The organism is Rhodococcus sp. DN22 (assembly GCF_036669995.1).
Lineage (GTDB): Bacteria > Actinomycetota > Actinomycetes > Mycobacteriales > Mycobacteriaceae > Rhodococcus_F > Rhodococcus_F erythropolis.
In genome coordinates this window covers 1,280,806-1,299,036 of sequence record NZ_CP133326.1, presented here as the reverse complement: position 1 = coordinate 1,299,036, position 18,231 = coordinate 1,280,806, and the positions used below count along the sequence as shown (strand labels likewise).

The following is an 18,231-nucleotide window of genomic DNA, read 5'->3' as shown; positions in this document are numbered from 1 at the left end:
AACTGCAAAGATGAGCGCATGGACGCCGAACTCGAGCAATTGCTTACCGATATCGGGCCGAGACTGCGCACACTTCGTCGGGATCGCGATTTGACCCTCGAGGCCCTGTCCGACGCCACCGGCATCTCCGTCAGCGCACTGTCGCGACTCGAATCGGGTAAGCGTCGTCCCACCCTCGATCTGCTGTTACCGCTCGCGCGTGCTCACCGGGTCGCGCTGGACCAACTCGTCGGCGCTCCCGCCACGGGCGATCCTCGGGTCCATCTCACCCCGAGCCGACGCAAGAACGGCAGTGCCGTCGTTCCGTTGACGCGCTATCCGGGCCGGGTGCAGGTGTTCAAACAGGTGATCGGTCCACGTCCACCGAAGCTCGTCACCCACGCCGGCTACGAATGGCTCTACGTGCTCGCTGGGGATCTGCGTCTCATTCTGGGTACGAACGAGGTTGTCCTGCACCCCGGTGAAGTCGCGGAGTTCGACACCGCCGAGCCCCATTGGTTCGGGCCCGCCGATGAACAGGTCGTGGAGATCTTGCATCTGTTCGGCCCGCAGGGCGAAAAGGCGCACGTACGCACGAAGGCAAAAACTACTACTGCGCACGAACCGGTACCCGAAAGTTAGATCACTGCATGCGTTTTCAGTCGGTTCGACAGCGTATGAGCGTACTCGAGAAGTAGCGTTCCCAACTCGGCATGACGCGCGGGCCGAAAGCGGGTTTCCACTCCGGTCAGGCTCAGCGCCCAGTCCGGGCGCCCGTTGCGGTCGAACACCGCGGCACCCATCCCCCAGCTTCCCTCGACGATGAGGGCTGGATTGACGGCATAGCCGGTGACACGCGTCGACTCGATTCGCTCGCGGATTGATGCCTCACTGTGGATCTCACCCCATTCCGACTCCAGATTCACTCGGGCGAAATAGTCGTCGACGTCCCGCGTCGGTAGGTGGCTCAAGATGGCAAGCCCCGCCGACGCGACCCCCAACGGGAATCGCTTCCCCTCGTGCAGCACGTGAGATCGCAGCGGAAAACTGCCTTCCTGACTCAAGATGCAGACGGTCTCGTCGCCGCGACGTGCCGAGAGGAATGCACTCTCCCCCGTGACCCGGGCGAGGTCGTCGACGATGTCGCGAGCGCGGTCGGTGATGTCGTACCGATTTCCTGCCGCGGCGCCCAGGAGGTACAACTCCGGGCCGAGAGACCACCTACCGGTTCGTGCGTCACGGTCGACCAGTCCTTCGGCAGCCAAAGACGTGAGCAGTCGGTGCGCGGTGGGCCGAGCGAGGCCGGTGACCTTGCCCAATTCCGTGGTGGAAATGCCCGTTGGCTCAGAGGCGCCGAGGGCTCGCAGAAGTGCCGCCACCCGCGCGACCATGGCCGGTGATGGCTCGTGAGTAGGCATGAGTTCATCCTAGCGTCCATTCAGTGAACGAATTTCCTTCAGATGGTCAGCAGTCGATCAGTTCTGTCTTGATATTCAAGATCCCTTGAACCTGTGAACTGGAGATAGTTCACTGGATAGCGAAGTGAGTGAGTGTCTACTCAATGAACGCTTGGCAGGGAGAAAACATGACAGCAAAGGTGTACGAGTCCGCGGCGGACGCGGTCGCCGACATCGTCGACGGAGCAACGCTGGCCGTCGGCGGATTCGGTTTGTGCGGCATCCCCGACGTATTGATCGACGCGATCGCAGCAACGAGTGCAACCGACCTCGAGGTGTTCTCCAACAACTGCGGCGTCGACGATCATGGTCTCGGAATCTTGCTGAGCGCCGGACGTATCCGACGGGTGACCGCGTCGTACGTCGGTGAGAACAAGGAGTTCGCCCGGCAGTACCTGGCCGGCGAACTCGAAGTGGAACTGACGCCGCAGGGCACGCTCGCCGAGCGTCTGCGCGCCGGCGGAACCGGAATCCCCGCATTCTTCACACCGGCCGGAGTGGGTAGCCCCATCTCCGACGGCGGAATGCCCTGGCGCTACGACGCCGACGGCTCGATCGCTATTGCATCGCCTCCGAAGGAGACTCGCGTCTTCGGAACCAAGCGTTACGTGATGGAAGAGGCGATCAACGCCGACTACGCACTCGTGCACGCTGTTCTCGGTGACACCGACGGCAACCTCGTGTTCGACAAGACCGCGATGAACTTCAACCCGCTCGCCGCGATGGCGGGACGGGTCACCATTGCTCAGGTGGAACGTCTGGTCGAGCCCGGTGAAATCGACCCGGCATCGGTGCACCTGCCCGGAGTCTTCGTGCAGAGAATTGTGCACACCGGCCCTCAGAACAAGCGAATCGAAAAGCGAACCGTCAGCGCTTCGGAAGGAACCTCACGATGACCGCACCAGTGACAGTGACGGGTTGGACGCGCCAGCAGATGGCAGCGCGGGCGGCTGCAGAGATGATCGACGGCGAGTACGTCAATCTCGGAATCGGTCTTCCCACACTGATTCCCGGATACCTGGGCTCGGACGTTCGTGTGGTCCTGCACTCGGAGAACGGAATTCTCGGCACCGGACCGTATCCCACCGAGGACAACGTCGATCCTGACCTCATCAACGCCGGCAAGGAGACCGTGACCGTCAATCCCGGTGCGGCATATTTTGATTCGGCCCTCTCGTTCGGGATGATCCGCGGCGGCCACATCGACACCGCCGTTCTCGGCGGCATGCAGGTGTCGAAGACGGGTGACCTCGCAAACTGGATGGTCCCCGGCAAGATGGTCAAGGGAATGGGCGGCGCAATGGACCTCGTCCACGGTGCCCGGCGTGTCATCGTCGTCATGGAGCACAACGACCGCGACGGCAACCCCAAGATCGTCGACGCATGCACCCTGCCCCTGACCGGCCAGGGCGTGGTGAATCGGATCATCACCAACCTCGCCGTCATCGATGTGAGCGACGAAGGCCCACTCGTCCTGCGTGAACTCGCCCCCGATGTCAGCGTCGAAGACGTTGTCGCCGCGACCGGCACCGAACTGAAAGTTGAACTGGCATGACCGACACGACCACTGTGATTGTTGCGGGAGCTCGTACCCCGATGGGTCGACTCCTCGGATCGTTGAAAGACCTCTCCGGGTCCGACCTCGGCGGCATCGCCATCAAAGGCGCCCTCGACAAGTCCGGAGTCGCCCCCGAACAAGTCGACTACGTCATCATGGGACAGGTCCTCACCGCCGGCGCCGGCCAGATGCCCGCCCGCCAAGCCGCCGTCGCCGCCGGCATCCCCATGAACGTCCCCGCCCTGAGCATCAACAAAGTGTGCCTCTCCGGCATCGACGCCATCGCCCTCGCCGACCAACTCATCCGCGCCGGCGAATTCGACATCGTCGTCGCCGGCGGGCAGGAATCGATGTCCCGCGCACCCCACATGCTCGAAAAAAGCCGCGAAGGCTTCAAATACGGCGACGTCACCCTCCGCGACCACATGGCCTACGACGGCCTCCACGACATCTTCACCGACCAGGCCATGGGCCTGCTCACCGAACAAGTCAACCAACAAGAAACCGCCCACATCACCCGCGCCGAGCAGGACGCCTTCGCCGCCGCCTCACACCAGAACGCGGCCCGCGCCTGGAAAGACGGCTACTTCGACAACGAAGTAGTCCCCGTCTCCATCCCCCAACGCAAGGGCGAGCCGATCGTCTTCGCGCAGGACGAAGGCATCCGCGCCGACACCACCACCGAATCCCTCGGCAAACTGCGTCCCGCGTTCAGCAAGGACGGCACCATCACCGCCGGCTCCGCCTCCCCGATCTCCGACGGCGCCGCCGCCGTGATCGTGATGAGCAAAACCAAAGCCGAAGAACTCGGCCTGACCTGGATCGCGGAAATCGGCGCCCACGGCGTCGTCGCCGGACCCGACTCCACCCTCCAGTCCCAACCCGCCCGCGCCATCGCCAAGGCCTGCGCCAAGGAAGGCATCGACCCCACCGACCTCGACCTCGTCGAAATCAACGAAGCGTTCGCCGCCGTCGGGATCGCCTCCACCCGCGAACTCGGCCTCGACCCCGCCAAGGTCAACGTCAACGGCGGCGCCATCGCCGTCGGACACCCCCTCGGCATGTCCGGTGCCCGCATCGCCCTGCACCTCGCCCTCGAACTGCAACGCCGCGGCGGCGGCATCGGCGCAGCCGCACTCTGCGGCGGCGGCGGACAAGGCGACGCACTCATCATCCGCGTCCCCAAGGCGTAATACTTCCTGCTGACCAGACAGGTCGCCGAGCCCTCATCGTGCTCGGCGACCTGTCTGTTTCATGTCGGAGGCTAGTTCGGATCAAGCGTCGTCGAGCGGTTGCGCAACAATGTCTCGATCTCCGAACGTCGGTATCTCCGATGTCCGCCAAGCGTTCTCAGAGTGCCGACCTTGCCCTCCCTCGCCCACCTGGACACCGTGGTCCTGTCGACATGGAACAGTGCGGCAACCTGTTTGGTTGTCAGCCATTCGTCGACAGATGCTGCGTGCTCTTCTTCTCGGCTCATTGACAGTGATTCGTAGCCGTAGCGCGGATGGATGGGTCCGACAATGAATTGGCAACCCCTGGCGCGCCGTGAAAGACTCGCTGCAAAACTTTACTATTCCTTGGGGAAAATATGTCGAAGTCGGTAACTCTGATCCGTTCCACATCACTCTCATCGGTCGCTGAATACGCCTATGCAGCAACGGCTCCCGCCGAGGCTCGACTGATCTTCCTGGCCGGATCCTGCCCGTTGAACGAGGACGGCTCCACTGCCGCCATCGGCGACTACGCAGGACAGGCAGCCAAGGCCGTCGACAACCTGAGAACAGCTCTCTCGGACGCGGGCGCGTCCATCACCGACGTGATCAACACCCGCGTCCTGGTGGCGTCGAGCAATCAAGCCGACCTCGTTGCTGCGTGGGAGGTAGTCCGCGACGCGTTCGGTGATCACGACGCCCCAAGCACTCTGATGGGTGTGACCGTTCTCGGTTACGACGATCAACTGGTCGAGATCGAGGCAATCGCGGCCGTCGTCGACTGAACTCGAACCGAACCGGGCGTTCCTACCGGGGATCTTCGTGAGCAAGGGCCTGGTAGCCCTTTGCCCCCGCACGATCCACAGCGGCTCGCACAACAGCGAAGATGGCTCCCTGCAGGGCTGCGGCGATCAGGACTTCCTTACTCGACCTGCTCAAATCTTTTGGCTCGGGCGCATTCTTGTCGTCACCGATGCGCTTCCACACCTGTTGGAAGACGGCGCCGGCCAGAATGCCGCCGAGGACGCTCGTCGCCAGTGAGAGTGGCTTGTACATCGCTTTCGATACTGCGCTCATTGCGCGGATCCTCCATGGTTCGATTCGTACCGCCTGAGCGGGCTGACCGACTCTCACTACCCCGCAGGTGAACTGTCGAAACATTGCACCGGCGCGGCGCGAAGTTGACTGTCGCACGTTATGTTCCACGGTTTGCCATTTCGCGGGCCGGGTAGGATCGTCTTAGCGAAAGAAGGTTGTGTAAGTCATGGAAAACTACAGAATCGAACTACCGGACGGTACTACGGTGATGGAAGATTTCGTCTCGGATCGCGCTGCCATCGCATACGCGGTCGATCTGAATCACGGGTGTAGCGAGAAAGTATCGGTATTCCGTATCACCGACGAAGGGGAAACCATCCCGACTCGGATGTGCCCCAAGCCGAATCCTGGTTCGCGGCGTCGCGCGCGAAGCGTCCGATAGAAACCGGTCAAGAAGCGTCGAGGCGAGGGAAGAGCGTTTCTCTTGCGAGCAACAGCAAGGCCGCAGCGACCGGAATCGCCAGCAACGCACCGACAATACCGAGCAACGCTCCGCCCAACAGGACCGCGACTACAGTCACCAACGCCGGGACCGCTACCGTCTTCCCGATGATCTTCGGAACGAGCAGGTAGTCCTCGAGCAGACGTAACGCGATGAAGAATGCAACTGTCGCCAATGCCGTTGGGACAGAGACTGTCAGGGAGACCAGAGCGACGATAACCCCTGCGATCGTGGAACCGACTATCGGGATCAGATCGAGCAGAGCGACCAGCAGCGCCAGGATCAATGGGTACGGCACGTCGAAGATCAACAACCACGCGAAGGTGCACACTGCGGTGATCACGGAGATCAGAACATTGCCGAGGACGTACCCACCCACACCTGCCAGTATCTGATCACCGATGGCGATGGCTCGGGGCCGCCGCGAATGTGGCACCAGCCGATACAGATTCGTGCGGATTCGTGGATAGTCGATCAAGAAGTACGTCGTCAGAACAGCAACGATTCCGGCGTCGGCGACTGCGCTGAACACCGCCCGCCCCGCACCGAGCAAACCCGTCGCGAGCGCAGAACCCGAACCATCCAGTTGTGTGGTGAGGTGCTGCTCGAGGTGATACTTCTCGTCGAGGTCGTTGACGATCGGGTACCGGTCACGAATGTGTGTCAGGAGTTCGGGAGCGTGCGATGCAAACTGACGTCCCTGCTCGACCAGCGGGGTGATCGCAGCAACGAGAAACAGCGCCAACATCACTGCAATTCCGAGGAGTACCACGGTGACTGCGATCCAGCGCCGGAAATGTCTCCGCTCCAGCCAGACGATCATCGGTTCGATGCCCACCGCGAGAAACAGCGCGACCACGATCAGGATCAGCATGCCTCGCGCCGCAAGCAGCACTTCGATCACCGCATAAGTCACGGCAACTCCGGCCGCGGCGCTCAGACCGATGAAGAACGGTGACCGACGGTCGAATCTCGGTCCGGGCTCACCCAGCGGCCGGACAGGCGTCGCCAATGCTGCGGCTTCGCGTTCCGCTTCCGCCATCGGATCTACGGCTTGGACTTCACTTTCGGAGTCCGGTGAACGGTCTGCGGAACTGGGATCCATTCAAGCCACCTCACGATCCGCGCGACTTCCCGGCATGGGAGTGAGTACCCGTGCCGTAGTCGGATCAACCTCGAGGCCTCTCCGCTCCGCTTCGGGTCAGTGCGAGCCCGGTTCCCACAACTCCGATGATCGACACTGCGATGGCGATACTGGGCCAGCCGTCGCTCTGCCAGTAGACGTCGTCGAGAGTGATCAGCAACGCGGCCTCGTCGACGATGAGCCCGAGTGCAATACCCAACGCGATGCCCATCCATGTTCGTGCGCGAGGGCTTCGGTCTACGAGTCCGAAGATCGCCACCCCGGCCAACAGGAGAATTCCCCACAGGTAATGGTGAAGGTGCGTCCCACCGGCACTGATGTCGCCGACGTCCCTGGTGTCGATCTGGATCAACCAGGTCACCAGACGTGCTCCACCGAACGTCAGTGTGAAGGCCACCCACGCCAACACCAAACCGCGGCGTGACTCGTCAACTTGATTCCATCTGCGAGGAAACCTGAATCTCTCCACAGGTTTCTCTTCCGCATGATCTCGAGAAAGCATCCTTCATGTTTACCCGACGCAGCTCAGAGCGATACTTTCGGGTAGAGACACCGAAAATCAATTGGAGAACGAAAAAGCGGTACTCGATCTCCGAAGAGATCAGGTACCGCCTTCTCAGCTACTCGCGCAGTATCGATCAATACCAGACTTTTCGTCCGCCCACTGCACGCCCGGTAGCACCGAGGATGGACAAAACTGCACCTACGACGACCAAAATGATGCCGACGGTGGTCAGAATGCTCAACCCCGTGAAAAAGCCGATCAACGCCAGAATAATGCCGAGAACAATCATGTGAGAACCTCATCCGGTATGCGTATAGAAATGATCTACTCAACTGACGCTACTACAAAAACTTCACAATCAAGAAATCCGATAATCGACATCATCAATACGAAACTCGTATTACTACCCAATAATGTCGGCGTTAAAACATTGGCCTTTCTTTTTCTTATCCCTCACGGTTCGATGCCTTCGATCTTGGCCTCGACGGCCGGCGTGATGTGGCTCAACACGCAGCGCCAACGACCGTCTCGCCGGGCGAACACGTCGGTGGTCCACTCCTCGGCGTCGTACTGCCTTCCGTCGTAGTGCGCAGTATTGGTGATCCGCGTGGTGAAAAGCGCAACGTCACCGAAGAAACGCACGCGAGCGCGCCCGACGCGATCCATCGCCGAATGAGTCAGGTCGCCAGAGGCCACGAAACCCAGAAACTCCGCCTTGGTGGATACCCCGGATTCCGAGACGATCACCCAGTCGTCGGCCATGAAGTCGCCGATCCGTTCGGCGTCGTTCGAGCACATCGCGACGTTCCGCTCGTCTGCAGTTGCAGTCAGCACCGCTGTTTCCTGATCCGACATGGCCTCTCCCTCTACCGTCGTCACCCTCGGCGGGTGATGCCTCGACGGCAGGGTTCCCGCAAGGTGGACGTCGAACCGACGAACTACGAGAGGGCAGAGATGACAGACACCAGTCGCACCGAGCTTGCAGCTCAGGCGTACATCTACGGATTTCCCCTCGTTTTCAATCTCGACCAGGTCCATCGGTACGTTCACGACGGTGTCGGAGCGAACCCCGCCGCACCTTTCAACACCTTCAGTCACGCCCGCACACTCGCCGGCCCGGCAGATACTTTTGTCACGATCAACAACGACACCGTGTATTCCATGGCGCAGATCGACCTTTCTGTCGGCCCCGTTGCGCTGCACGTCCCCGATACCGATGGCCGTTACTACGTCCTCCAGTTCGTCGACGCCTGGACAAACAATTTCGCTTACGTCGGGCACCGTGCCACCGGCACCAAGAGCGGAGACTTCCTTCTCGTCCCACCCACCTGGACCGGAACCCCGACCACCCAGACCACAGTGATCAGATTTCCCACGACCGTTGCATCGATCGTCGGTCGGTGGGCGTGCGGCGGCGACGACGACCTCCCCGCCGTGCACGCCTTGCAGGACGCCACCACCCTGACCGTCGTCGACTCCGCCCGGGCTCCGGCCGGTCTACCGGTCCCCGACTCCGAGGTCAGCCAGGACCTCCTCTTCCTCGAGAAACTCCGCATCTGGTCGCAGGCCTTTCCGCCGGCCCCGCGCGATCGAGAACTCCAGGATTCGTTCTCACCGATCGGAGTCACCGAGCACGGGGCCTCTCCCTATGTATCGCTGTCTGCCGACGACGCTGCGGCGCTCGCAGACGGGTTGACCGCCGGAGAGAAGAATCTGCACGAAGCACTCACGCACGGCTCCAGCCCCGAGGCCAACGGCTGGAAGCTGACTTTCCACGCCTTCGACTACAACCTCGAGTACTTCGAGGTCGGCGCAATCGACGATCCACAATTCAAGATCGCCGATCCCAGGTTGCGAATCATCGAACGAGCGGCGGCGGCCAAGGGCGGGCTGTGGGGCAACCACCCCTACGAAGCGGCGTACATCATGACCTACGTCGACGATCAGGGAACGCAATTGAACGGAAACCGCACCTACACGATCAGACTCGACCCCACTCCGCCGGTGAGCGCCTTCTGGTCGCTGACGATGTACTCGGTGCCGGACTTCTTCCTCGTGGCGAACCCCATCGACCGATACTCGATCGGCGACCGCACTCCCGGCATCGTCCACGACGCCGACGGTGCGTTGACGATCACAATCAGTCACGAGGAGCCGAAAGATGCCACGGCGAAGGCGAACTGGCTCCCCTGCCCGCGCGGAGACTTCCGACCGGTCCTGAGAATGTACGAACCTTCGCCCGCCGTACTCGATCAGTCCTACGTCGTCCCCGCTATCACTCGCTCGCGAGAATGACGGCTCACGTCTGACGGCCTGCCCCAGGCCAGGCCGTCAGACGGACACAGAATCAGGCGTGCGTGCCGCCGTCGACACGGATCTCCGTGCCGGTGATGAAGGCACCATCGTCGGATGCCAGCATCGCGATAACTCCCGCAACACTTTCCGGCCCGGCCATGGGAGCACCACCGGACTCCAGATCAGTGCTCAGAATTGGCGACAGCTTGCCGAAGAGCGACCAGTCGGTGTCTTCCGGCAGGTACGACGCCGTGGTGTCGGTGATCCCGCTCTTCACACTGCCCGGAGCTACCGCGACGGCGCGCAGACCCTGCTTGCCGTATTCGAGAGCCAGTGCGTGAGTGAAGGACTGGATTCCTCCCTTACTCGCCGCATATGCGGCCATGTACGGGTGCGCAAAGGCTGCGGAGGTGGAGCTGAAATTCACCACCACTGCGTTGCCGGTGGACAGGAGAGCTGGCAGTGCCTGACGAGTGACGAGGAAGGTGCCGGTCAAGTTCACGGAGATCACCTGATTCCACAAGTCCAGTGAGGTCTCGTGGGTGTGCCCGCCTCGCAATATCCCGGCGGCGTTGACCAGTACGTCCAATCCCCCGAGAGCCGAAATTGCCTGACCCACAACCGTGATGACGGAACTCTCGTCACCGATATCGACGACGACGGTGTCGAGACGACCCTCCGTCGAGGCATGTTCAGCCGACTTCCGGGTGTCTGCCAGACCCTTCTCGGAGATGTCGGCAGCGACCACGCGGCCACCTTCGGCGAGCAACCGCAGCGCGGTGGCCTGCCCGATTCCAGATCCTGCGCCGGTGACGAGAATACGACGACCTTCGAAACGATTCATTGCTGTGTACCTTTCACGAAAACGAGTTGGCTGGTAATCCAGGCTCGGCGGCGCCGACACTCACAACTCACCCGCGAGAAACTTCAGGTACGGGAAATACGCAGCACTGCAACAGGTGTGGCACTGCGAAATCTCAGCGAGGTAATGCTCGCCGAAGTGGCGAATGTCAGACGGATCCGGCCGGTGCGGCCAAGGCTCTTTCGATCCAGACAAGACCAGAGGGGCGGCGGTCGATCGCCTTACGCCCCCGGCGGAATGTCGCTACGCCGAATCGGGCCGTGCGCAGTGCACGGCCGGAATCGAGAGTACAGCGGCGTATGGACATCACAGGCACCGTAGCAGCGCGAGTACAAGTCGCTCAAACGCGTTGTCCGCGACGCAGGTTTGATTCAGGTAATCAGATGTCACTTCTGGACAACTTTGCCGACTTAGGCAGCACTAACCTGATGGCATCTCGAAAACCCGATCCAGGAGCACAGTCCATGACACATACAGACGCCACGAGCACAACAACTCCCCGGGCGAGCGTCCTACGAACCGCTGACCACAATCGCGGACTCAACGACGTTCTCGCCGTCGTCGAAGCAATGGAGCGACCGAGCGACCACCTGCTGCGGATCACGGCTCATTTGACGGAGTCGACCGACGATCCGACCTGGTCACGCCCGAACGTCACCGTACGTATGAATCTCGGGCCCAATTTCGACGACGCTTCGCGTGTGTACACGGTGCGTTCCTACGATTCTGTAGCCGGATCGATCGTCATCGACGTGGTCCTGCACGGACAGACCAGCCCGATGATGAGGTGGGCAGCGGCGTTGGCCATCGGTGACACCTTCGGTCTCACCGGTCCGCGACCACACTTCTTGGTCCCCGACGTTCCCGGTCGACGGATCGCACTTTTTCTGGACGGCACCGCAATACCTGCGCTGTACTCGATCATCGAGCAGCTACCTACCGACGTGGTCGGAATCGGCTGGGTCACAACAGATGACGAGGTCGCTTTCGCCGAACTGCCCGCCCTCCCCGGCCTGGAGCTTCACCGCGTGAGCGCAGATCTCGCCGAGCCCGACGGCCCACTGGCGGTACGAGCACGCGAGCTCGCCGATCCCGCGAGCTACGTCGTGTGGGGAGCCGGTGAACGCAACGAGATGCGCGCAATCCGTAAGCACTTTCGGTCGACCGTCGGACTCGACAAAGACGACGTCGCGATATTCGGTTACTGGAAGCGCGGCATCAGCAACACCGAAATCGACCTCCGTCGGCGCGAGAACTACGAGCGAATCCTCGCCGGCGGTGGAACCCTGACCGACATCGACGACCTGGCCATCGAGATCTGATCGCGTACACCGGCCGACCTGACCGGCCGTGCACTGCGGTGATAAGTTCCTCTGTGCCAGCGGACCTCCACACAGGGGGTCAGGGAATCCGGTGTGAATCCGGAACTGACGCGCAGCGGTGAGGGTGACCGCCCGGGCTTACGCCACTGGATGAAAATCTGGGAAGGCGCTCGGGTGGGGCGATCTCGAGTCCGAATACCGGCTGGCAGCAGGGGTCAACAGGCGCCTGTTCACACGGTAACGGGCTCCGCGAACGAGCCCCTGCGAGAACGAGATTCCATGCGCCTGTCCAGACTTCGCCTACCCGCCGCTGCCGTCGCGGCCTTGTTGAGCACGTCGTTGGTTGCCTGCTCCTCCGACGACAGTGCTGCCCGACAATCCAACTCTTCCGAACAATCGCGCGTGACAGTCCAGAACTGTGGCCGAGACGTCACGGTGGAGCGACCGATCGAACGGGCGATCGCGGTAAATCAGCCTGCGGCCGAAATGCTGTTCGCACTGGGAGTGCAGGACCGGATGGCCGGCTACGCCATGAGCGACGACGACGTACTCCCCGAGTTACGTGAGGCACGCGGTCAGGTTCAAGCTTTCGACACCGAGTTCCCGTCCTTCGAGAGTGTCCTCGAACGCGAACCGGACATGGTCTACACGACCTTCAATTACACGTTCACCTCGGAAGGCATCGCCGACCGGACCAAGTTCACCGACCTCGGGGTCGCGACGTACCAGTCGCCCAGCGAGTGCACCGGTCAGGATGCCGAGCAGAGCAAGGCCCTCACACTCGACGACTTGTACGCCGAAATCGGCGACGTGGCAACACTGTTCGACGTCAAGGACAAAGGTGTCGAGCTGACCGAGAGTTTGAAGGATCGCGCGGCCACCGCCACGGCGTCGCTGGGAGCCGAAAACGTGACGCTGGCGTGGTGGTACGCAGCCACGAAGACTCCGTACTTCGCCGGGTGCTGCGGTGCACCGGGAATCATGACCGACGCGGTGGGCGCGAAGAACGCCTTCGACGACAACAAACAGTACTGGCCCGAAATCGGTTGGGAGAGTGTGCTCGATCGAGACCCGACCGTGCTGGTGCTCGCAGATCTCGACCGCGGCGGAGACGGCGACAGTGCCGCAGACAAGATCGCGTTCCTCGAATCGGACCCGGTCGCCAGCAAGCTCACCGCAGTGAAGAACAAGCGTTACATCATCCTCGAGGGAACGACGATGGATCCCTCGATCCGCAATGTCGGTGGCATCGAACAGCTCTCCGACGGGCTGCGCCAGTTGGGTGTGGTCTAGATGTCCGCGGAGATCAGTGAACTGGTGCGTCAGTGGGACGACCAGCAGGCGGCATACATCGCCGACCGCGAAAAGCGATTCGACGCGATTCTCGACGTTCTCGAATTGCAGTACGCGCACACCCCGTTCACGGTTGTCGACCTGGCCTGCGGACCGGGCTCACTGAGCGCCCGGATCCTCGAGAAGTTCAAGCACGCGAGCGTTGTGGGGATCGATTACGACCCGATGCTGCTGGAAGTCGCCCGTCAGTCGTCGACTCGTTTCGGTGACCGACTGCAGCTGGTCGACGCAGACCTGCTGAGCACCGATTGGCCGACTTCGGTGACTGCACCGGTGCAGGCGATAGTGTCGACAACTGCGCTGCACTGGTTACAACCGCAACAGCTCGTCGAGGTGTACCGGCAGTGCCGCGAACTGCTGAGTCCTGACGGAGTCCTGCTCAACGGTGATCACTTTCGCTTCGACAGCCGCTCCCCCGTCATCGGTCGATGGGCGAAGGCTCACGACGAGCAGACGCAACGCTCCGCCTTTGCTGCCGGCGCTCCCGAGTGGGACAGCTGGTGGGAGGAGTTGCGGGCAACTCCCGGCATCGGACCACTGACCGACGAGCGTGAGCGCAGATTCGCCGGACGCGACGCTATCGCGCCCACTGCCGTCGACTTCCAGTTGGCGGCGCTCGCGCAAGCAGGTTTTCGAGAGTCGGGAACGGTCTGGCAACTGTTCGACGACTACGTGGTCTACGGCGTGAGATGACGACAAGAGTTCGCCTGCGTGACAACCCGACGACCGTCACCCTGCTGTGGGTGATCGGTGTTGTCACGCTGGCCGGGTCGGCCGCCGTGGCGATCACGTTGGGGCCGGCCGGTCTGTCGGTCGGTGAGGTGGCCTCGATCATCGTCGGCCATCTCGGCGGTACCGCGGCGGACGTCACCCCTATCCGCGACGGCATCGTGTGGGATCTTCGTCTGCCCCGTACTCTGCTCGCCGCGCTCTGCGGTGCGGGCCTCGGGCTGTGCGGGGCGATCATGCAGTCTCTGCTTCGCAATCCACTGGCTGATCCATTTGTCCTCGGTATCTCGTCCGGCGCCTCGACCGGTGCCGTACTGATCGTGATCCTCGGAGTCGGGTCGGGGGTGATCGGCTTGTCGAGCGGCGCCTTCATCGGCGCGGTGATCTCCTTCGCCCTTGTGTTGCTGCTCGCCCATGCGGCCGGCGGCACGCCGGATCGGGTGATCCTGGCCGGAGTCGCCGCGACCCAACTGTTCTCGGCGCTCACCTCGTTCATCGTGATCACCTCGGCCGATCCCGAGCAGACTCGCGGCGTGATGTTCTGGCTCCTGGGCTCACTCGGCGGCGCCGACTGGCTCGACGTCGCGCTCTGCGCTGCGGTGGTCGCCGTCGGCCTCGTGGTCTGTCTGACTCACTCCCGCGCACTCGACGCCTTTGCCTTCGGCGAGGACGCGGCGTCGTCGCTGGGGGTGAACGTGTGGCGAGTGCGCGTGACCCTGTTGTTGGCAACAGCTTTGATGACGGCGGTGATCGTGAGCGTCGCAGGCGCCATCGGCTTTGTGGGCCTCGTCCTCCCGCATGCGGCACGGGCTCTCGTCGGTCCGAGCCATCGGCGACTGCTGCCCGCGTCCGCACTGATCGGCTCGATCTTCCTGGTCTGGGTCGACGCTGTGGCACGTACAGCCATTGCGCCGCAGGAACTCCCGGCCGGTGTGGTAACCGCGTTGGTCGGCGTGCCTGCGTTTGCCGTCATCCTCTGGAGACGAAAGGCCAGGCCATGACACTCGAAGCGGCCGGCGTCAGCTGGCGGGTCGGCGGGGCGCTCATAGTCGACGCCCTCGACGTGTCCCCCACCGTCGGAAGTACGGTGGGGCTTCTCGGCCCCAACGGTTCGGGAAAATCGACACTGCTGAAACTGCTTGCCGGGCAGAACCGTCCGACAATCGGGGAGGTGACTCTGGACCGAACTCCGTTGCCTGACTGGAAACGCCGAGATGTCGCGCGTCGGATTGCCACCGTCGATCAGCACAGCAACACGGAGATCGACCTGACGGTAGCCGAGGTCGTCGAATTGGGACGCACCCCGCACCGCGGATTGTGGGGCGGGCATTCAGGTTCCGACCGCGACGCCGTCCGCGCGGCGATCGAACACACCAACCTCTCCGGGATGCTCGACCGGTCGTGGCACACCCTGTCCGGCGGGGAGCGCCAACGCGTGCAGATCGCGCGCGCCCTCGCTCAGGAACCTCACGAGTTGCTGCTCGACGAACCGACCAATCACCTGGACATCAACCATCAACTCGAATTGCTCGCGCTCGTGCGTCGCCTGCCCACCACCACGATCATGGCATTGCACGATCTGAATCTGGCCGCCATGTTCTGCGATTCGATAGTGATGCTGAACCGTGGCTCCATCGTTGCCCACGGAAGCCCGACCGAGGTCCTCACCGCCGACCTGATAGCCGAGGTCTACCAGGTCGATGCCGAAGTCCGCCTGGACGGTCCCGGCGGAGCACCCACCGTGAGATACCTTCCACCCAGCTCGGATTAGACGCACGCAGATCTGTCATTCACGCGAGAGCATCGCCACTGCTTCGCGTTCGAGGTCGACGTACGGTTCCCCACTGACGTCGATCGCCACCCGGCTGAGCGTTCCACCGGTAAACGCCCATGGTGAGGTACCCGGGTAGTCGTCGGTCACCGGCTCCCCGCTGTCACGGCCTGCATTGAGCCCTTCGCCGCCGCCGATGCTGAACTTGCCTGGCTGAGTGCGGATTCTGCCCTCACCGACTTTCCGATCGCCGTAGTAGAGGCCGAGCACCCCGTGCGCAGTGCCCGGCGGATCCTCACCTTCCTTGTCGAAAGTTGCTGCCAAGATCACATTTTCGCCGATGGGAAGGTCTTCGGTGGCATCGATCTTCTGCTGTTCACTGCCGAGGAAGTTGTACACGTAATGCAGTCGGTTGTCCTTGACGTACAGCGAGTGACCACCGAACCTGCCGCCATGCGAGAACAGCACACCGGCCGCACCCGGTTCGGCCAAGTCGACAACTGCCCCGATCGAGTATGAACGATTACGAAGGTTGACAGCGACGGCTTCCGGTACCTCGGCTCCCCCTGGACGGTAGACGTACCGGTTGCGCGGCGGAGCCAGCTGGGGGCGAGGTGTGGTGAGGAGTTCGACGCCGGACCGATCATCCAGTGGCAGAGCTTGATTGGCGCCGGCCTCGTGGAACCACAACCCCACGAGCTCGGCGAGCCTGCCGGGTTCTTCGCCGGCAAGGTTCCGGAGCTCGGCTCGGTCCACCTCCGTGTGGTAGAGCTCCCAGGTGTCTTCCGAGAAATGACCCCACCCGCTCAGAGTCGGGTGCGTGGTGACGGCCTTCCACCCGTCATGCCAAATCCCTCGTCCTCCGAGCATCGAATAGAACTGGGTGTGCTTGGCGGTGGGGATGTTGCCTGCGTCGAAGCTGTACCGCATGCTCACGCCTTGGATCGGGTGCTGGGTGTATCCCTTCACCGTGTCGGGCAAGTCGACACCGACGCAGTCGAGCAGAGTCGGGACGACGTCGATGGCATGGTGGTACTGATCTCGAATCTCACCTCGGGCGTCGATGCCCTCCGGCCACGAGATGATGCAGGGGTCGCAGGTTCCGCCGTTGAACGAGTACCGCTTCCACATCTTGAAGGGCGTGTTGAACGCCATCGCCCACCCGTTGGGATAGTGGTTGTACGTCTCGGTGCTGCCCAACTCGTCCAGCTTTGCCAGGTTCTCGGCGAGGTCGTCGGGTACCCCGTTCGCGATTTTGTTCTCGTTGACAGAACCGTCGGGTCCGCCCTCACCACTGGCACCGTTGTCGGAAACCACCACGATGATCGTGTTGTCCAGCTGCTCGATTTCTTCGAGGTATTCGAGCAGGCGTCCGATCTGATCGTCGCAGTGCGAGAGGAAGCCCGCGTACACCTCCGCCATCCGTGAGAACAGTCGCTGCTCGTCAGCGGAGAGGGTGTCCCAGGGGCGGGTGAAATCCAGCGGCGGGAACGGTTCGCCGTCAGGTCCGGTGCGGGTGTCAGGAGTGCCTATCGGGTTGAGTGAGGGCAGAGTCGTGTCGTTCGGGACAAGTCCCATGTCCTTCTGCCTCGCCAGAATCTCATCCCGCATGGCTTCGTACCCTGCGTCGAACCTGCCCGCGTAGCGATCGGCCCATTCGCGGGGCGCGTGATGTGGAGCGTGTGCGCACCCGGGTGCGTAGTAGAGAAATACAGGCCGGTCCGGAGCTATCGACTTCACGTCGCCGATGTATTCGAGCGCTCTGTCGGTGATGTCGACGCTGAAGTGATACCCCTCTTCCGGCGTCGACGGCTGTTCGACGGGGTGGTTGTCGTGGACGAGGTCGGGATACCACTGATTGGTCTCGGCACCGAGAAAGCCGTAGAACCGCTCGAATCCGCGACCGACCGGCCAATTCCGTTTCGTGGAAGCAAGATTCATCTCGTCTTCGGCGCAGAGGTGCCATTTCCCGACCATCGCGGTACTGAACCCCTGCTCGACCAGAACCTCGGCGAGCGTGGCACATTCGGGAGGGATGTGACCGTTCCCGCCGGGAAACCCGACCGCGCACTCACTGATGCAAGCCATTCCGTTGGTCGTGTGGTTCCGGCCGGTGAGCAGACACGATCGCGTCGGTGAGCACAGCGCTGTGGTGTGCCACTGCCCGTACCGCAATCCGTTGCCCGCGATGCGGTCGATGTTCGGCGTCTCGATCGGTCCCCCGTAGCAACCCAAGGCGCCGAATCCGACGTCGTCGAGAACGATGTAGAGAATGTTCGGCGTGCCGGCGGCAGCCTTCGGCTGCTCGTACGGGCTCCAGTCGGGAATCGAATCGCGAATATCGAGGTTGACGACGCCTTTGAATGCGTTGGCCATGACCTGGCTCCTTGTAGGTGATCTGAATGCCAGCCTCTACGGCTGCATGGTCAATCGCATACCCCGATTGTGCTCACCGAAGCGCTGTCGCCCGAAATGGGCGATGCCATCTTCGGCAGGAGGTCC

21 protein-coding genes and 1 riboswitch are annotated in these 18,231 nt (G+C 62.3%); of the genes, 12 read left to right on the top strand and 9 right to left on the bottom strand.

Going from position 1 to position 18,231, the window contains the following annotated elements; genetic code table 11:
• The first annotated feature begins 18 nt into the window (after nucleotides 1-18).
• Complete coding sequence (locus tag RA302_RS05940; protein ID WP_019747537.1) at nucleotides 19-621, top strand: XRE family transcriptional regulator; 603 nt, start codon at nucleotides 19-21, stop codon at nucleotides 619-621.
• Here RA302_RS05940 and RA302_RS05935 read toward each other — a convergent pair.
• Nucleotides 618-1,397 (bottom strand): IclR family transcriptional regulator, encoded by a 780-nt coding sequence (locus RA302_RS05935; protein WP_166501930.1) that lies wholly within the window; start codon nucleotides 1,395-1,397, stop codon nucleotides 618-620. The genes RA302_RS05940 and RA302_RS05935 overlap by 4 nt on opposite strands.
• A gap of 167 nt (nucleotides 1,398-1,564) precedes the next feature.
• On the opposite strand from RA302_RS05935, the gene RA302_RS05930 reads away from it, so the two are divergent.
• The 3 genes from RA302_RS05930 to RA302_RS05920 are packed head-to-tail and all read left to right on the top strand — an operon-like array spanning nucleotide 1,565 to nucleotide 4,187.
• Nucleotides 1,565-2,332, top strand: a complete 768-nt coding sequence (locus RA302_RS05930; RefSeq protein ID WP_153211317.1) for a CoA transferase subunit A — start codon at nucleotides 1,565-1,567, stop codon at nucleotides 2,330-2,332.
• On the top strand, nucleotides 2,329-2,991 hold the full coding sequence (locus tag RA302_RS05925; protein WP_020906493.1) for a 3-oxoacid CoA-transferase subunit B: 663 nt from the start codon (nucleotides 2,329-2,331) through the stop codon (nucleotides 2,989-2,991). Before RA302_RS05930 ends, RA302_RS05925 begins: the two co-directional genes overlap by 4 nt.
• Nucleotides 2,988-4,187, top strand: coding sequence for an acetyl-CoA C-acetyltransferase (locus RA302_RS05920; RefSeq protein ID WP_020906492.1), 1,200 nt, complete (start codon nucleotides 2,988-2,990; stop codon nucleotides 4,185-4,187). Before RA302_RS05925 ends, RA302_RS05920 begins: the two co-directional genes overlap by 4 nt.
• Before the next feature lie 71 nt (nucleotides 4,188-4,258).
• Here the strand turns inward: RA302_RS05920 and RA302_RS05915 are convergent, their stop codons facing one another.
• On the bottom strand, nucleotides 4,259-4,474 hold the full coding sequence (locus tag RA302_RS05915; protein ID WP_019747227.1) for a BldC family transcriptional regulator: 216 nt from the start codon (nucleotides 4,472-4,474) through the stop codon (nucleotides 4,259-4,261).
• Between the two features lie 111 nt (nucleotides 4,475-4,585).
• Here RA302_RS05915 and RA302_RS05910 point away from each other — a divergent pair, with 111 nt between their 5' ends.
• Nucleotides 4,586-4,993 carry a Rid family hydrolase gene (locus RA302_RS05910; protein ID WP_019747226.1) on the top strand — a complete coding sequence of 136 codons (408 nt, stop codon included), beginning with the start codon at nucleotides 4,586-4,588 and terminating at the stop codon, nucleotides 4,991-4,993.
• A 22-nt stretch (nucleotides 4,994-5,015) separates the two neighbouring features.
• Here the strand turns inward: RA302_RS05910 and RA302_RS05905 are convergent, their stop codons facing one another.
• Entirely contained in the window at nucleotides 5,016-5,285 is a 270-nt protein-coding gene (locus RA302_RS05905) for a DUF4235 domain-containing protein (RefSeq protein ID WP_007734706.1), read from the bottom strand.
• Between the two features lie 187 nt (nucleotides 5,286-5,472).
• On the opposite strand from RA302_RS05905, the gene RA302_RS05900 reads away from it, so the two are divergent.
• Entirely contained in the window at nucleotides 5,473-5,688 is a 216-nt protein-coding gene (locus RA302_RS05900; RefSeq protein WP_019747225.1) for a hypothetical protein, read from the top strand.
• Nucleotides 5,689-5,695: 7 nt separating this feature from the next.
• On the opposite strand, the gene RA302_RS05895 is transcribed toward RA302_RS05900, so the two are convergent.
• The 4 genes from RA302_RS05895 to RA302_RS05880 form a co-directional block, all read right to left on the bottom strand.
• The gene (locus RA302_RS05895) at nucleotides 5,696-6,853 is read right to left on the bottom strand and encodes an AI-2E family transporter (RefSeq protein ID WP_029254636.1); all 1,158 of its coding nucleotides are present in this window, start codon (nucleotides 6,851-6,853) and stop codon (nucleotides 5,696-5,698) included.
• A 64-nt stretch (nucleotides 6,854-6,917) separates the two neighbouring features.
• The gene (locus tag RA302_RS05890) at nucleotides 6,918-7,394 is read right to left on the bottom strand and encodes a hypothetical protein (RefSeq protein ID WP_019747223.1); all 477 of its coding nucleotides are present in this window, start codon (nucleotides 7,392-7,394) and stop codon (nucleotides 6,918-6,920) included.
• A 136-nt stretch (nucleotides 7,395-7,530) separates the two neighbouring features.
• Entirely contained in the window at nucleotides 7,531-7,686 is a 156-nt protein-coding gene (locus RA302_RS05885; protein WP_003945564.1) for a DUF6131 family protein, read from the bottom strand.
• A 164-nt stretch (nucleotides 7,687-7,850) separates the two neighbouring features.
• Complete coding sequence (locus RA302_RS05880) at nucleotides 7,851-8,252, bottom strand: nuclear transport factor 2 family protein (protein WP_166501929.1); 402 nt, start codon at nucleotides 8,250-8,252, stop codon at nucleotides 7,851-7,853.
• 99 nt (nucleotides 8,253-8,351) lie between these two features.
• Between RA302_RS05880 and RA302_RS05875 the strand changes: the two genes are divergently transcribed.
• On the top strand, nucleotides 8,352-9,692 hold the full coding sequence (locus RA302_RS05875) for a DUF1254 domain-containing protein (protein ID WP_238054141.1): 1,341 nt from the start codon (nucleotides 8,352-8,354) through the stop codon (nucleotides 9,690-9,692).
• A gap of 52 nt (nucleotides 9,693-9,744) precedes the next feature.
• Here RA302_RS05875 and RA302_RS05870 read toward each other — a convergent pair whose 3' ends face one another.
• Nucleotides 9,745-10,536: an SDR family oxidoreductase gene (locus RA302_RS05870; protein ID WP_029254632.1), complete on the bottom strand. Its 792-nt coding sequence runs from the start codon at nucleotides 10,534-10,536 to the stop codon at nucleotides 9,745-9,747.
• Nucleotides 10,537-11,018: 482 nt separating this feature from the next.
• Between RA302_RS05870 and RA302_RS05865 the strand changes: the two genes are divergently transcribed.
• The 5 genes from RA302_RS05865 to RA302_RS05845 all read left to right on the top strand — a co-directional run bounded on the left by RA302_RS05865 (nucleotide 11,019) and on the right by RA302_RS05845 (nucleotide 15,729).
• Complete coding sequence (locus tag RA302_RS05865; protein WP_166501928.1) at nucleotides 11,019-11,876, top strand: SIP domain-containing protein; 858 nt, start codon at nucleotides 11,019-11,021, stop codon at nucleotides 11,874-11,876.
• Between the two features lie 40 nt (nucleotides 11,877-11,916).
• A riboswitch (cobalamin riboswitch) is annotated at nucleotides 11,917-12,098 on the top strand.
• Nucleotides 12,099-12,155: 57 nt separating this feature from the next.
• Nucleotides 12,156-13,169 (top strand): ABC transporter substrate-binding protein, encoded by a 1,014-nt coding sequence (locus RA302_RS05860; protein WP_166501927.1) that lies wholly within the window; start codon nucleotides 12,156-12,158, stop codon nucleotides 13,167-13,169.
• On the top strand, nucleotides 13,170-13,922 hold the full coding sequence (locus RA302_RS05855) for a class I SAM-dependent methyltransferase (protein ID WP_021343123.1): 753 nt from the start codon (nucleotides 13,170-13,172) through the stop codon (nucleotides 13,920-13,922).
• Nucleotides 13,919-14,959: an iron chelate uptake ABC transporter family permease subunit gene (locus RA302_RS05850; protein ID WP_166501926.1), complete on the top strand. Its 1,041-nt coding sequence runs from the start codon at nucleotides 13,919-13,921 to the stop codon at nucleotides 14,957-14,959. The genes RA302_RS05855 and RA302_RS05850 overlap by 4 nt, the downstream gene beginning before the upstream one ends.
• On the top strand, nucleotides 14,956-15,729 hold the full coding sequence (locus RA302_RS05845) for an ABC transporter ATP-binding protein (protein WP_166501925.1): 774 nt from the start codon (nucleotides 14,956-14,958) through the stop codon (nucleotides 15,727-15,729). The genes RA302_RS05850 and RA302_RS05845 overlap by 4 nt, the downstream gene beginning before the upstream one ends.
• Nucleotides 15,730-15,744: 15 nt before the next feature.
• Here RA302_RS05845 and RA302_RS05840 read toward each other — a convergent pair whose 3' ends face one another.
• Nucleotides 15,745-18,105 carry an arylsulfatase gene (locus RA302_RS05840; protein WP_021333201.1) on the bottom strand — a complete coding sequence of 787 codons (2,361 nt, stop codon included), beginning with the start codon at nucleotides 18,103-18,105 and terminating at the stop codon, nucleotides 15,745-15,747.
• Nucleotides 18,106-18,231 lie beyond the last annotated feature (126 nt).